This is a genomic window from Pseudomonas sp. TE3552, assembly GCF_056278945.1.
On sequence record NZ_JBWBQJ010000001.1, the window covers coordinates 3,015,998 to 3,030,367 of the forward strand.

15 protein-coding genes and 1 pseudogene are annotated in these 14,370 nt (G+C 60.8%); 7 read left to right on the top strand and 9 right to left on the bottom strand.

Annotated elements, in window-relative coordinates; all coding sequences use genetic code 11:
- Positions 1-21 precede the first annotated feature (21 nt).
- From ACZ9BB_RS13360 to ACZ9BB_RS13380, 5 genes are all read left to right on the top strand, one after another.
- Positions 22-1,242 carry a GNAT family N-acetyltransferase gene (locus ACZ9BB_RS13360; RefSeq protein WP_476214189.1) on the top strand — a complete coding sequence of 407 codons (1,221 nt, stop codon included), beginning with the start codon at positions 22-24 and terminating at the stop codon, positions 1,240-1,242.
- Positions 1,214-2,026, top strand: coding sequence for a ChbG/HpnK family deacetylase (locus ACZ9BB_RS13365; protein WP_476214190.1), 813 nt, complete (start codon positions 1,214-1,216; stop codon positions 2,024-2,026). The genes ACZ9BB_RS13360 and ACZ9BB_RS13365 overlap by 29 nt, the downstream gene beginning before the upstream one ends.
- Positions 2,027-2,083: 57 nt before the next feature.
- A complete protein-coding gene (locus ACZ9BB_RS13370) occupies positions 2,084-2,773 on the top strand; it encodes an N-acetyltransferase (RefSeq protein ID WP_476214191.1) in 690 nt (229 codons plus the stop codon).
- Positions 2,774-2,938: 165 nt separating this feature from the next.
- Complete coding sequence (locus ACZ9BB_RS13375; protein WP_476214192.1) at positions 2,939-3,232, top strand: type II toxin-antitoxin system RelE/ParE family toxin; 294 nt, start codon at positions 2,939-2,941, stop codon at positions 3,230-3,232.
- Between the two features lie 2 nt (positions 3,233-3,234).
- Positions 3,235-3,543 carry an addiction module antidote protein gene (locus ACZ9BB_RS13380; protein WP_476214193.1) on the top strand — a complete coding sequence of 103 codons (309 nt, stop codon included), beginning with the start codon at positions 3,235-3,237 and terminating at the stop codon, positions 3,541-3,543.
- 14 nt (positions 3,544-3,557) lie between these two features.
- On the opposite strand, the gene ACZ9BB_RS13385 is transcribed toward ACZ9BB_RS13380, so the two are convergent.
- Positions 3,558-4,370: a class I SAM-dependent methyltransferase gene (locus ACZ9BB_RS13385; protein ID WP_476214194.1), complete on the bottom strand. Its 813-nt coding sequence runs from the start codon at positions 4,368-4,370 to the stop codon at positions 3,558-3,560.
- Between the two features lie 93 nt (positions 4,371-4,463).
- Positions 4,464-5,369 (bottom strand): LysR family transcriptional regulator, encoded by a 906-nt coding sequence (locus ACZ9BB_RS13390; RefSeq protein WP_476214195.1) that lies wholly within the window; start codon positions 5,367-5,369, stop codon positions 4,464-4,466.
- Between the two features lie 162 nt (positions 5,370-5,531).
- Between ACZ9BB_RS13390 and ACZ9BB_RS13395 the strand changes: the two genes are divergently transcribed.
- Positions 5,532-6,548 carry an alpha/beta hydrolase gene (locus ACZ9BB_RS13395; RefSeq protein ID WP_476214196.1) on the top strand — a complete coding sequence of 339 codons (1,017 nt, stop codon included), beginning with the start codon at positions 5,532-5,534 and terminating at the stop codon, positions 6,546-6,548.
- 63 nt (positions 6,549-6,611) lie between these two features.
- On the top strand, positions 6,612-8,039 hold the full coding sequence (locus ACZ9BB_RS13400; protein WP_476214197.1) for a mechanosensitive ion channel domain-containing protein: 1,428 nt from the start codon (positions 6,612-6,614) through the stop codon (positions 8,037-8,039).
- A 64-nt stretch (positions 8,040-8,103) separates the two neighbouring features.
- Here the strand turns inward: ACZ9BB_RS13400 and ycaC are convergent, their stop codons facing one another.
- The 7 genes and pseudogenes from ycaC to ACZ9BB_RS13435 all read right to left on the bottom strand — a co-directional run bounded on the left by ycaC (position 8,104) and on the right by ACZ9BB_RS13435 (position 14,313).
- On the bottom strand, positions 8,104-8,730 hold the full coding sequence (gene ycaC, locus ACZ9BB_RS13405; RefSeq protein ID WP_476214198.1) for an isochorismate family cysteine hydrolase YcaC: 627 nt from the start codon (positions 8,728-8,730) through the stop codon (positions 8,104-8,106).
- Between the two features lie 67 nt (positions 8,731-8,797).
- Positions 8,798-10,636 carry an amidohydrolase gene (locus ACZ9BB_RS13410; protein ID WP_476214199.1) on the bottom strand — a complete coding sequence of 613 codons (1,839 nt, stop codon included), beginning with the start codon at positions 10,634-10,636 and terminating at the stop codon, positions 8,798-8,800.
- A gap of 45 nt (positions 10,637-10,681) precedes the next feature.
- A complete protein-coding gene (locus ACZ9BB_RS13415; RefSeq protein ID WP_476214200.1) occupies positions 10,682-11,308 on the bottom strand; it encodes an antibiotic biosynthesis monooxygenase in 627 nt (208 codons plus the stop codon).
- Positions 11,301-11,717, bottom strand: a complete 417-nt coding sequence (locus tag ACZ9BB_RS13420; RefSeq protein ID WP_476214201.1) for a DoxX family protein — start codon at positions 11,715-11,717, stop codon at positions 11,301-11,303. The genes ACZ9BB_RS13415 and ACZ9BB_RS13420 overlap by 8 nt, the downstream gene beginning before the upstream one ends.
- 133 nt (positions 11,718-11,850) lie before the next feature.
- Positions 11,851-12,271, bottom strand: a pseudogene (locus ACZ9BB_RS13425) (DUF6124 family protein).
- Between the two features lie 75 nt (positions 12,272-12,346).
- Positions 12,347-13,270 (bottom strand): LysR family transcriptional regulator, encoded by a 924-nt coding sequence (locus ACZ9BB_RS13430; RefSeq protein WP_476214202.1) that lies wholly within the window; start codon positions 13,268-13,270, stop codon positions 12,347-12,349.
- Between the two features lie 47 nt (positions 13,271-13,317).
- Entirely contained in the window at positions 13,318-14,313 is a 996-nt protein-coding gene (locus ACZ9BB_RS13435) for an MBL fold metallo-hydrolase (RefSeq protein WP_476214203.1), read from the bottom strand.
- Between the last annotated feature and the right edge of the window lie 57 nt (positions 14,314-14,370).

Here is a 14,370-nt window from a genome sequence, read left to right on the forward strand (position 1 = left end):
GTTATGCGGCGGTCTGAATCTATGATGGCTCGATTCGAATGGCGCACCACGCTGTGCGCTCCAGACTTTCCAACAGCCGCCTATGAGGGGTTGCGCTGGCGCGTGACGGACCATACACCGTTCAACACCCTCGCCTGGCTGCGCGCCTCGGAAAAGGCACTGACGGCCGGGGAACACTTGCACGTTCTGCTCGGCTGGCAAGGCGATGAATTGGCCTTGTGCCTGCCGCTGGTGGTGTCCATGCAGCGCTTTGGCGGGCTACCGTTTCGGGTCCTGCATCACCTCGGCTATCCCCTCACCGATCGCCTGGCCCTGCTCAGTTGCCTCGATGCCGAGAGCATGCGCAAGGCGCTGGTGATCATCCGCCGTCGCGTGCCCCATGCGATGCTGCAACTCAATGAATTGTGCGAACCCATCGGCGAAGAAAGTGCGCTGACCACCTGGATGGCCCACAGCTCGACCGGCGAGCGCCGCCTCAGTTGTCGGGTGCCGGTGCACCTGATCAGCGAGGCCGATCATCGGGAAGTGTCCGGCGACCCCCGCTACAAACTGCGCCGTGCACGTAAACGCATCGCGGCTTGCGGTGCCGAGATCCGACGGATAACCCCCGACGCCGCCACCATCAGGCCACTGTTGCGGACCCTCGGCAAAGTCGAAGCGCTGAGCTGGAAAGGCCTTCAAGGCGTGGGGATTTTCACCAATGACCGCTACCGGCAATGGATCGAGCAAGCTTTCACCGCCCTCGCCGAACTGGGACTGGTGCGGGTGGTGGTGCTGGAACTGGACGGGCGCTGCATCAGCTATCGCATCGGCTTGCTGGAACGGGGTCGGTTGTACGACTACAACCTGGCGTTCTTGCCGCAGTACGCCGGCCTGGGCAGCGGTCGCGTGCTGCTCGAAGAGTGGATCCACTGGGGGCTGGACGACAACTGGCACTGGGTCGATGCCTCGCGGATCAGCCTGGAAAACTCCAGCCATCAACTCCTGGAGCGCATGACCGGTCAACTGGAGCACTGGCGCTGGAGCTTCTACTCCTGGCGCCCCAGCGGCCTCGCCCTCGGACTGGCCCTGCGACTCTGGCACCGCATCAAACCCTGGTTAAAAAAATGGCAGGCCAGGCGTGCAGCGGCGCTGGTAGCTCCTACGCTTACACCTATACAGGCTCCTATCGCGGAAGACGCTGCACCCACCGAACAAGAAAGAGAGGGCAGCCATGCCTCGCCAAGTCATAGTCAACGCTGACGATTTCGGCCTCAGTCCGAGCGAAAACGCGGTGATACTGGGTGCCTTCCACGCGGGAGTCATCAGCTCCGCAACCGCCATGGCCAACATGCCGGCCTTCGAAGCGGCCTGCGTCCTGGCCCGGCAGCCAATGCTCAAGGGGCGGATCGGGCTGCACTTCAACCTCACGTACGGCCGGCCGTTGAGCCCGTCGATTCTGGCGCGTTCGACGTTCTGCGACAGCCAGGGTGAGTTCGACCTCAGCCTGCCCCGTCACTGTCTCTGGCTCAACCGCCTGGATCGCGACGCGGTGCTGGAGGAACTCGAAGCCCAATGGCAACGCTGCCTGGACAACGGCCTGCACCCCAGCCACCTCGATTCCCATCAGCACGTACACAACATCTGGCCCATCGGTGAAATCGTCGCGCGGTTTGCCGCCCGCCAAGGGGTGCCCGTGCGACTGGCGCGCGACCTGGGAAGTAACCTGAGCGTGCCCAAGCGAGTGTTCAAGACGTTGCTCAACCATCGCCTGAACAGCCTGTCCGGAGCGACCGCCCAGAACGTCTGCACCCCGGTAGACCTGCGCACCGTAGCAATGCCAATCGACGGCCTGCTGGAAATCGTCGTCCATCCGATCCATATCGGCGCCGACTTTGGCGATGCCTATCTGAACCCGGGCGAGTCGCTGAGCCATGTGCTGGAGCAGCGTCTTGCGGGTGTTCCGAGGGTGTCCTATGCCGTTGTGCCGAGGGCGACCAAAGAGGAGCCGCAATACCCGACCGAACTGCACCCGTTGAAATCCTGATTTTTCGCCATCGAAAACGTTACCCACCACACCCTGGCTTCGGCCTCGGAGGACTTCATGAGCGTCATCGACAAGCTTCGCGAACGCATCAAGCAAAAAGGCCTGCTCCACACGCTCCAGTCGCTCTGGAAGCGCTACGTGTACTTCCATCGCGAGCTGCTGTGGCTGGGACGCGACCTGGTGACCCCGGTGACGCCGCAAAATCTGCGGCCCTATTCGGGCTTGCGCCTGGTGATCATCACCCCGGAAAACGCCATCGCGTTCACCAAGTATTACGGCAACCGCGTCAAAGCCATGGCCGAAATCGCCGCCGAGGGACACACAGGGCACATGTACGTGAACGATGAAGGTGATGCCATCGGATTCATCTGGGCCAGTGCCAGGGACTACTTCGACCGGCACTATTACGGCTGCTGGTTCCGGGTCAATCCCGGTGAGTTTTTCGAGTTCGGCGGTGAAATGATCCCTCAATACTTCGGCACCAGCCTGTCGATGGACGCCCAGTTCAAACTCTGGGATGCGATGCGAGCCAAAGGGTGCAACAAGATCGTCGACGTCTGCGATACCCGCAACATCCAGGCCATGAAAATGCACCTGCGCATGGACTACCAGGAGCAAGGGCACATCACCCACGTCTACGACCTGTTCGGCCGCTGGCGCTTCTTCCGCGAAACCTACTACACCGGCTCGCGGCTGACTGCACTGCGCAAACCGGCGCAATCGACCGCGACTGCGGCACAGGCGTGATTGGCGGTGGGAATGATAGTCGTTGTTTGACTGAGGAGCGCCTGATCACCATCGCGGGCTTGCCTGCGATGGCGTCATGTTGCCTACACAGTTCAGGGAAAAATACACACTAGACCAGAGAATGACCTGACTGCTCGTCTGTATTCATATGGATACAGTCGAGCAATGAATTATCTTATTCCACAAACCACAATCTTCGTGGCATGGCATGCCTCAATTCGCGACTTGCGGGCGAAGGTTGCTATTGCTCGTCGCATTGACCGTGCCTCTACGGGTAATCTTGGCGATATCAAATCTGTGGGTGATGGTGTCTCCGAAATGCGCGTGGACGTTGGCGCTGGCTATCGGGTCTACTTCACTATGCGAAATGGCGTAGTCATCGTATTGCTGGCCGGTGGTGACAAGTCCTCGCAAAACACTGATATCCGACGGGCGAAAAAATTGGCAAGGGAGGTTTGAACATGGGCCAGACTTTGACTGCTTTCGACATGGCGGCACTGCTCGACAGTGACGAAGCCATCAGCGAATACCTCTCTCAGGTATTGGCAGACGGCGACAACGAAGAATTTCTTCGTGCTATCGGCTACGTGGTAAAGGCCCGCGGCATGACACAAATTGCCAAAGATTCCGGGATGGGGCGCGAAAGCCTGTACAAGGCCTTCGCACCCGGTGCGAAACCACATTTTGATACGGTTCTAAAGGTCATTCATGCCTTAGGTATTGATCTCTGCGCACAACCAGGACATGCGGCAAATCACTCAACGCTCTGAGAATATCCCTGGCACTACGTTGCTCGCTTCTCCGCCACCAACGTGTAGCACAACGGCAACTGCGCTTTTTGCTGCTCATACTTGTCGTAGAGTTCTTCGCGATTGGAATGCGGGTATTCCTTGAAATGGCTGATCTGCAATCCCGCCTCGACGGCACCGGTGAAGATGGCGCCCAGGGTGTGGACGAACCAGTAGGACGCCGAGGCCTGCTGTTCGACTTTGCCTTCGTAGACGATCGGCTGATTCTGGACGAAAGGTTCGCTGCGAAAATACGAGCTGTCCGGACGATAAGGATCGGCTGATTCGGGGTCGAACATTTCCAGAAACGGGTGGGTTTCGTACACCACAAGCGCACCGCCGGGCTTGAGGGTTTGCGCGACATGGCGCAAGAACTCGCCGATGTCCGGCATCCAGTTCAATACGCCGATGGTGATCACCGCCACGTCGAAGCGCTGGTGAAGTTCCGTCGGCAGGTGATGGATGTCAGCCTCGATGAATTCGGGCTGATGAGGCGAACGGGATGCCAGCTCCCGGGCCTGATCGAGAAAGGCCCCGGACTGGTCGACGCCCACTACGCTGCGCGCACCCAGCGCAAACAGCGAAAGACTTTCCCGCCCATTGTTGCAGCCCAGTTGCACCACATCCTTGCCGTCGACGCCGACCTGTTGAAGCAACCCGGTGAGGGTGTCATCCAGGCAGGAAAAATCGCCATGGCTCACGGCACTCGAACAGGCCTGCCACTCAGGGGTGTCTTTGTGGTGTTGGGCGGAGTCATTCCACGCATCGCGATTGCTGGCGATGGCTTTTTCGTTTGTCGGCATATCCATTGCTCGCTCCAGAATCCGGGTCTTTGATTGGCCGGCACGAGTCTAGATCAGCGTCAGGAAAAACCACATCCGGGGTTTGTTGCAATCTTGTAATCACCGGTAGTGCGAACCCTCTTCGCGTTGATTCAGCCGCTCACGCAAGAACTCGATCAGCGCCTGCACCGGTCGCGAACTTTGACGGTGCTGCGGGTAGACCGCCGACAAAGTCAGCGGCTCGGGGCGCAAATCCTCCAGCACTGTCACCAGCCTGCCGTCCTTCAGGGCTGAACCGACGATGAAGGTCGGCAAGTACGTGATGCCCATGCCGGCAATGGCCGCGTCCTTGAGCAACTCACCGTTGTTGACCCGCATCCGCCCCCCAACGTTGACCGTCAGCGGCTTGCCCTGCCCTTCGAAACGCCATTGCACCTGACGACCATGGCCGTAAGGCAGGCAATCGTGGGCATGCAAATCCTCGGGTTTGAGCGGCGTGCCGCGCTCGGCCAGATACGCCGGGCTGGCACAGTACACTCGCTCGATGGAGGCGATGCGCCGTGCGATCAGGGTCGAGTCTTCCAGCACGCCGATGCGCAAGGCCAAATCGTAACCCTCACCGAGCAAGTCCACCGGCCGATCGCTCAAATCGACTTCCACGGTGACATCGCGATAACGCTGCAAAAACACCGGCAGCAGACAGCCCAAATGCGCCACGGCAAACGACAACGGCGCGCTCAGGCGAATGGTGCCGCGAGGCTCGGTGGTCTGGCCGGCGATGCCCTGCTCCACTTGCTCGACTTCGCTGAGCAGACGCAGGGCCGATTCGTAATAACTCTGCCCCAGCGGGGTGACGTCCAGTCGCCGGGTTGAACGATTGAGCAGGCGCACGCCGAGGCGCTCTTCCAGTTGCATCAGTCGGCGGCTGACGAACTGCTTGGACAGGCCCAACTGATCAGCCGCTGCCGTGAAGCTGCCGGAGTCCATGACCTGACAAAAAATACGCATGTCTTCGAACGGGTTCATTGTCACTCTCTGGTTGACAGTTATTCGCTTTATAGCCGCTTTTTCACTTTCCGGCATCTCATTAATCTGTGCTCACGGTGTTGCTGAGGCCTGAACCCCAGCGCCACAGCAGCCCGATCCCAAGGCATACAAAAACTCAAACGATTTAAAAAGGAATTGCACATGAACATCAAGAAAACCCTCGCCGCTTCCGTCCTCGCCCTGTCCATCGGCAACGCATTCGCCGCCGGCAGCCCCGGTGTCGAACACAACACCCAGGCCTTCCTCGATGCCCTCGCCGCCGGCGGTGGCAAACCGCTGGAACAACTGAGCCCGAAAGACGCCCGCGCGGTGCTGACCGGTGCCCAGGCTTCGGTGAAGGTTGATCTGTCGGGTGTTGACGTCAGCGACAAGGCGATCAAGGTCGACGGCCAGACCATCAACCTGAAAGTGGTGCGTCCGGCCAAGGTCAAGGGCGAGTTGCCGGTGTTCATGTTCTTCCACGGTGGCGGCTGGGTATTGGGCGACTTCCCGACTCACCAGCGCCTGATCCGTGACCTGGTAGTGGGCTCCGGCGCAGTCGCGGTATACGTCGACTACACGCCGTCGCCAGAAGCGCAATACCCGACCGCCATCAACCAGGCCTACACCGCGACCAAATGGGTGGCCGAGCATGGCAAAGAGATCGGTGTCGACGGCAAGCGACTGGCGGTGGCCGGCAACAGCGTCGGCGGCAACATGGCGGCAGTCGTGGCGCTGATGGCCAAGGAGCAGAAAACCCCTGCCCTGCGCTTCCAGCTGTTGATGTGGCCGGTGACCAATGCACAGTTCGACGACGGTTCGTACCAGCAATTCGCCGAGGGGCACTTCCTCACCAAAGGGATGATGCAGTGGTTCTGGGACAACTACACCACCAACCCGGCCGAGCGTGCGCAGGTGCATGCCTCGCCGCTCAACGCCAGCGCCGAACAACTCAAGGGCCTGCCTGCCGCACTGGTGCAGACCGCCGAATTCGACGTGCTGCGTGACGAAGGCGAAGGGTACGCCCGCCACCTCGATGCGGCCGGTGTGCCGGTGACCTCGGTGCGCTACAACGGGATGATTCATGACTTTGGCCTGCTCAATCCGCTGAATCAGATTCCGGAAGTCAAAGCGGCGGTACGTCAGGCCGCGGCCGAGCTCAAGACGCATCTGAACTAAGTCCATCCTCTCGCCACACCCCAAGGTGTGGCGAGTTTTTTTGTGCCCGTTGGAGTGCAGTCCATGAGCCTTTTCTCTGCCCACCTGTTGCCTTGGAGCGCCCTGCTGCTGGTGCTCGACGCTCTGCTCTGGCACCTCGTCCCGTTCAAGCATCGCGCGCCAAAAGTCGGTGTGCGGCTGGTGCTGTTTCTGGCGTTCAGCGCGCTGATTATCAATGCCGGCGTCAGCCCGTTGCAGGCACCGTTGTTTGCCGATGACCCGGTGGCGCAACTCGGTGCAACGGCACTGGGGATTCTCTGGTGGCTGTACGCCGCACGGGTACTCACGGAAGTGTTCGGTCTGGTGCTGATGCGTCGCATCGGTCACAGCGGCCGTTTGTTGCAGGACGTGATCGGTGCGCTGGTGTTTCTGGCCTCCATCGTCGCGGCCGCCGGTTATGTGCTGGATCTGCCGGTCAAAGGTCTGCTCGCGACGTCCGGCGTGTTCGCCATCGTGGTCGGTCTGGCGCTGCAGAGTACGTTGGCCGACGTGTTCTGCGGCATTGTGCTGAATACCACCAAACCCTATCAGGTGGACGACTTTGTCGTTATCGATGGCGTCGAAGGCAAAGTGCTGGACATCAACTGGCGCGCCACGCATCTGTTGAGCAGCGCCGGCACGATGGCCGTGGTGCCGAACTCGGTGGCGGCCAAGGCCAAGATCGTCAACCTCAGCCGCCCGAACAACCTGCACGGGGTGTCGATCAGCATCAAGGTGGCGAACCACATCCGCCCACGCCGGGTGCTCGACGCCCTCGACCGCACGCTGCAAGGCAGCAGCAACCTGTTGCTGAATCCGGCCCCCAAAGCGGTGTTGAAAGAGGCTGGCGAAGAGATGTCCGAATACGTGGCCAGCGGTTTCATCGCCGAGCTGGGCAAGAAAAACGACGTGCGCAATCAACTGTTCGACCTTGCCCATCGCCATCTGGAAGCGGCCGGCATCTCGCGACACCCCGACGGCGTGATCGAACCCTCGACCCGCGCCCGCGCGCTGCTCGATGAAGTGAAGATTTTCCGCTCGCTGAGCCATGAAGAACGTGATCGCCTCGCCGAATCGATGGTCGCGCAACAATACGCCGCAGGTCAGGTGGTGCTGGATCTGGATGAAGTGCCGGACAGCCTGTTCGTGATCGCCACTGGCGTCGTCAGCGCCAGCGTGCCGGACGGCAATGGTTTCACCGAGGCCGGTCGCATGGGGCCGAGCGAAGTCATGGGCGAACAGAGCATCCTGGCCGATACGCCGTCGCAGGCGACGTTCACCGCGCTGACATCTTCGATCATCTACCGTCTCGACAAGAACCTGACCCGCCAGTGCATGGAACAGCGCAGCGAAGTGGGCCGGGCGTTGAACAAGTTGCAGGCGGTGCGCCAGCAGAACAGTCGGCTGGCGTTGATGGCCAAACCGGTGCCGATCAGCAAAGGTGGTTTTTTGGGATGGTTGCAGAAGCGCTGATGCAGCGGACATTCGAGCAGCACAAAAAAATGCCCGCACATCGCGGGCATTTTTCTTCAGCGCCTTACTTGGCAGTGAATTTGGTGTAGCTGTTGATCAGGTTGCGGTAGTTCGGCAGACGCTGGGACAGCAGGTTGGCCAGGCCTTCCATGTCGTTGCGCCAGTCGCCTTGCAGCTCGCAGGCCACGGAGAACCAGTTCAGCAGGTGTGCACCCGCCGCCGACATGCGTGCCCACGCCGCTTGTTGCACGGTGGTGTTGAAGGTGCCGGAAGAGTCGGTTACCACGAATACTTCAAAGCCTTCGGCAATGGCCGACAGGGTCGGGAACGCCACGCAGACGTCGGTCACCACGCCGGCGATGATCAGTTGCTTGCGGCCGGTAGCCTTGACTGCCTTGACGAAGTCTTCGTTGTCCCAAGCGTTGATCTGGCCTGGACGGGCAATGAACGGCGCGTCCGGGAACTGCTCTTTGAGCTCCGGCACGATCGGGCCGTTCGGGCCGCTGTCGAAACTGGTGGTGAGGATGGTCGGCAGGTTGAAGAACTTGGCGATGTCGCCCAGGGCCAGCACGTTGTTCTTGAATTCGTTGGGCGAGAAATCCTGCACCAGAGAGATCAGGCCGGTCTGGTGATCGACCAGCAGCACAACGGCGTCATCTTTGTTCAGACGTTTGTAAGGAACGTTGCTCATGTGAAACTCCTCGGAGGGTGGTGAGTGAAGCGTCGACCACAAATGGCCGACGCTTTTGTTGCAAGACTCAGAACGCGAAGCAGGAACAGCCGAAGGCGCCCCAGAAACCGGCGAAGTCACTCACCGGCACGTTCGACATACGGGCCTTCTCATGGCTGTGGGTATGCACGGCGCATGGGCCGCTGCACTGGTGTACCTGCGCCTGCATCGGCGCGTTCGGCCGCCAGTGTCCCGGAACCTTCGCCACCGGCGACCAGTCCGGCAGCACCGGCAGGCTGACAGGCCCGAGTTTTTCGAAGTCGCCGGCGGCGTACACCACTTTGCCGCCGACCACGGTCAATACCGACTCGATCCACTTGATCGCTTCTTCCTCGACGCTGAAGAAGTCCGCACTCAGTGCCGCCAGGTCCGCCAGTTGTCCGACCTTGATCTGGCCCTTCTTGCCCTGCTCGGACGAGAACCAGGCACTGCCATGGGTGAACAGTTCCAGCGCGGTCTGCCGTGGCAAGCCTTCCTCGTACAGCGCCAGGCCACCGACGGTGCGCCCGCTGACCATCCAGTACAGCGAGGTCCAGGGATTGTAGCTGGACACTCGCGTGGCATCGGTGCCGGCGCCGACCGGTACGCCCTCGGCCAACATGCGCTTGATCGGCGGCGTAGATTCGGCGGCCTGCTTGCCGTAGCGGTCGACAAAATATTCACCCTGGAACGCCATGCGGTCCTGGATCGCAATACCACCGCCCAGCGCCCTCACCCGCTCGATGTTGTGCGGGGTGATGGTTTCGGCGTGGTCGAAGAACCACGGCAAACCATTGAAGGGAATGTCGCGGTTGACCTTCTCGAACACGTCGAGCATGCGACTGATGGATTCGTTATAAGTGGCGTGCAGACGGAACGGCCAGCGCTGTTCCACCAGATGGCGGACCACCGGTTCCAGCTCCTGCTCCATGGTCTGCGGCAGGTCCGGACGCGGTTCGAGGAAGTCTTCGAAATCCGCCGCCGAGAACACCAGCATCTCGCCGGCGCCGTTGTGCCGCAGGAAATCGTCGCCCTGGTGCAACTTGACGCTGCCGGTCCAGTTCTGGAAATCGGTCAGCTCTTCTTTCGGCTTCTGGGTGAACAGGTTGTAGGCGATGCGGATGGTCAGTTGCTCGTCCTTGGCCAACTGCTCGATCACCTGATAATCGTCCGGGTAATTCTGGAAACCACCACCGGCATCGATCGCACTGGTCAGGCCGAGGCGGTTGAGCTCACGCATGAACTGGCGGGTCGAGTTGACCTGATACTCCAGCGGCAGCTTCGGCCCCTTGGCCAGGGTCGAGTACAGAATCATCGCGTTGGGCCTTGCGACCAACATGCCGGTCGGGTTGCCGTTGGCATCACGCACGATTTCGCCACCCGGCGGGTTCGGCGTGTCGCGGGTGTAACCGGCAACCCGCAATGCAGCGCGGTTGAGCAAGGCGCGGTCGTACAAATGCAGCACGAACACCGGGGTATCTGGCGCCGCCTGGTTGAGCTCTTCCAGGGTCGGCATGCGCTTCTCGGCAAACTGGAATTCGTTCCAGCCACCCACCACCCGCACCCATTGCGGTGTCGGTGTGCGCTCGGCTTGCTCCTTGAGCATGCGCAAGGCATCAGCCAGGGACGGCACACCTTCCCAGCGCAGTTCGAGGTTGTAGTTCAAACCGCCACGAATCAGGTGCAAGTGCGAGTCGTTGAGGCCAGGGATGACACAACGGCCCTTGAGGTCGATCACCTGAGTGCCCGAGCCACGCAGGGCCATGGCTTCGGCGTCGGTGCCGACCGCGACGAAGCGACCGGCGCGGATCGCCACGGCGCTGGCGAGGGGTTTTTCGCGGTCTACGGTATGAAATTGGCCATTGAACAGAATCAGATCGGCGTTCATCGCAGTTCCTTCGTCATCAGTGAAATGAAGCAAACAAGCGCCGGCTCAGCGCGGCGAATTTGCGTTGGATTCGAGGTGCTCCCGTGGCTGACTGGCCGTCAGCCACGGCGCAAACAAGCGAGTCGCGGCCGGCATGCACACGTACACCACCGACACCACGATGGTCAGGGTGATCAGGAACGTGGCGACCACGTAGTTGGAGAGAAAAGCGTTGAGTTTGAGCAGCGGCCCCCAGAGCAGCGGCACCAGCAAGGTGTGCGGCAGAATCACCAACAGTGTCACCACCGCTTGCTTCCAGCGCGGTGGCGGCGACGCGGCATCGGCCAGCGGCGCGAACCAGAATTCGTTGACCGGGTTGACCTCGGTCTGGTCGCCGTCGGCCAGCATCGGCGCGGCTTCATCGATCAGCGCCTGACGTTGCGGCGAATCGAGCCAGTGCTGCATGGCCTCGGTGGAGCAAAAGCGCAGCACGCAGGTGAACATGTCCAGGCCACCGTTCTTGCCGCGGATCACGTCCACGCCCAGATGTCCTTCGGTGCGCCCCGCTACGCTGACGATGTTGCGCAGCCAGGCTTCATAGGCTGCTTCGAAACCGGCCTTGACCCGGTGCTTGACGATCAGCGTCACGATCTCATCGGACCCCGGCGTTTTTTGAGTTTGGGCTTCAGACATAACGGAGCACTCCGGGCAAACGGACATTGAGCGCCAGCCGTCCAGGCCCGGCGATAAATACAGTTGTAAAGAGGATCAACAACAGCCAGCCGAACTGCCCTTCGGCCACACTCCATTGCGGATGCACAACCAGCAGCGCCACCAGCAGCACAAACAGAATAGGCAAGCACGCCAATCGCGTCAGAACACCGGCGACGATCAGCAGCGGGCACAGCACTTCGGCGAAAATCGCCAGGCTCAGGGTGAGGTGGGCACCGAGGTGGAACGGGTCTTCGATCAGTTGCAACTGCGCACTGAAGTCCAGCAGCTTGGGCAAGCCGTGAACCCACAACAGAAACAGACCGCCGCTGACCCGCAGAAACAGCAGCCCGACATCCCGCGCCTGTTCATCCCGTTGCGAAGCATTCATGGCTCACCCCTGTTCAATCATTGGATTGAATAGTGCCGCCAAGGGGTAGGGAAAAATTGAATGTACGTGCTTTCTTTGTACCGTGGGAACGCCATACACAGACAACGCAACCCCTGTGGCGAGGGGGATCAGGTTATAGGGCCGGGTTGGCCTTCAGCTCCAGACTATCCAGCGCCCGATTCACTGCCAGCTCACCGAACATGATGAGCTGCGCGACGCCCAGTATCGTATTGCGCTGCGGCCCCTCCAGAAACCCGGCGCAGTCACTGGCGATCACCTTGGCCGAGGCGAAGGACTCGCAGGCATTGGCCAGCAGCTCTTCGATGTCGATGTTCGGGGCGACGGTGTAAATCGTGCTCGGTTTGCGCGGGGTCTTGGTGTCGGACGGTTTGAGGTAGTGATCGAGGGCGCGTTCGGCGGCTTCGTGGAGTTTTTGGGGGTCGAGGGGATCGTAGGGGGAAACGTCCGTCGGTTTCTGGCGGGTTAGGTGTGGCTTTGAGCGTGGTGAAGCTCCTAGAGTCATTGGAGCTGCCACGGTTCGCTGCGAAACGCATTCCCCTGTGGGGTCGGGTATATCCGCAAAATCGGGGCGGCCGTCAGGATCGAAAGATCGCAGCCTTCGGCAGTTCCTACGGCGTTGGTATCTTGAGGGGTTCGGACATGAACTGGCTGATCCGCGACCGCAGCCATTTCTCGGCAGGATCGTTGTCATGCACCCCGCTCCAGGCCATCGACAATTGCGCCGCGTCGATGGGAAATGGTGGATCTTCAGCACGCAACGCACAGCCTTCAACCAACGCACACGCGGCGTAGTCCGGCACGGTAGCAATCATCTCGGTACCGGCGAGCAACGCGCGCAAACCACTGAATTGCGGCACGCCCAGCACCACGCGGCGAGAGCGGCCGACCTTGGCCAGATCCAGATCGATGTTGCCGCTCAGGTCGCCGGAGAACGACACCATGGCATGCGGACGGGCGCAGTATTCGTCCAGCGTCAGCGGCCCCGGGCGGTCATCGCCGCGCAGGACTTTACAGGGGATGTCCCGCAGCTTCTTGCGCTTGGCATTGGCCGGCAGATCCGTGGTGTAGCTCACCCCCACCGAGATTTCCCCCGACGCCAGCAACGCTGGCATCAACAGATAGTTGGCCCGGCGCACCACAACCACGATCCCCGGTGCCTCTTCCTGCAATTGCCGCAGCAACGGTGGAAACAGCCCGAACTCGGCATCGTCCGACAGCCCGATGCGAAACACATCGCAGCTGCTGGCCGGGTCGAATTCCTTGGCGCGGCTGACCGCCCCCGAGATGGTGTCCATCGCCGGTTGCAGCTCCTTGAGAATCGCCAGCGCCCGAGCCGTTGGCTCCATCCCGCGGCCGTTACGCAACAACAACGGATCGTCGAACAAATCACGCAACCGGCCCAGCGCGGCGCTAACCGCCGGTTGGCCCATGAACAGCTTTTCGGCGACCCGGGTCAGGTTTTTTTCGAACATCAGGGCTTCGAAAATCACCAGCAAGTTCATGTCGACGCGGCGCAGATCATTACGGTTCATGGGCACGATTCCCTTTTGTCTTCAGCCAGGCACAGGTCCGTCGGACTTTACTCGATCATCGGCACTTTCGCCGCTCGTTTGTAAGGCCCGTACTCGATGGGTACCCACTGGAAATGCTTGTCCACTGCGGTGATATGGCCGACACCCGGAAACGGCAAATGCGCCGCCGTGACCCAGATCTTGCTGGCCGCCGCATCGCTGAACACCTTGGCGCGGCTCTTGATCGCCTGCTGATTGTCGACGTCGAAACGGATCGATACCTCGGGATGCTCGAACTGCACCGCCAGGTTATGCACTAGATCGCCCATGAACAGAATGCTCTGGCCCTGGGAGTTGAACTGATAAGTGGTACTGCCCGGTGTGTGCCCGGCCTCCAGTTCGGCATCGACAACGCCCGGCACTGGCGACTGCCCGGCAGTAAAGGTCTTGAAACGGCCCGCAGCGATGTATGGCGCGGTGGAGTCCTGGGCGATCTTGAAGAATTCCCTGGCACCGGCCGGTGCCTTGACCATGGCCTGCGGGTCAAGCCAGTAATCGGCTTCCGCCTTGGCCGCGTAGACCGTTGCGTTGGCGAACACTGGTTTGTGCTGCGCATCAACCAACCCGCACACATGGTCCAGATGCAAGTGGGTGAGCAGGATGGTGTCGACCTGTTCTGGCTGATAACCGGCGGCTTTCATGTTCGCCGACAGTTGACCCGCCGTGGCACCGATGCACTGCCCTGCCCCGGTATCCACCAGAATCAATTGTTTGCCAGTGTTCACCAGGAACGCATTGAACGCGGTTTGCACCCCCGGTGTTTCAATCGAGCGACGAGCCAGCAACGCGCGGATCTGGTCTTGGGTCAGACCGTCGAGCAATTTAGGCGACAGGTCGTTGTAGCCATCGAACAACGCCGTCACCTCATAGTCGCCCACCGCGAGCCGGTAGTAACCGGGCACCTGAGTGTTCACCTGAGCCGGTGCCTGGGCCAGGCTGGTGCCGGACATCAGCGCCAATGCCAGGCCGAGTACGCCAAGCGTGCAAACGCGGGATTGCTTCATGAGATCACCCTTGATCGAGCCAGAAAAAGCGGTCCTGCCCAGGCCGCTACACGTCGT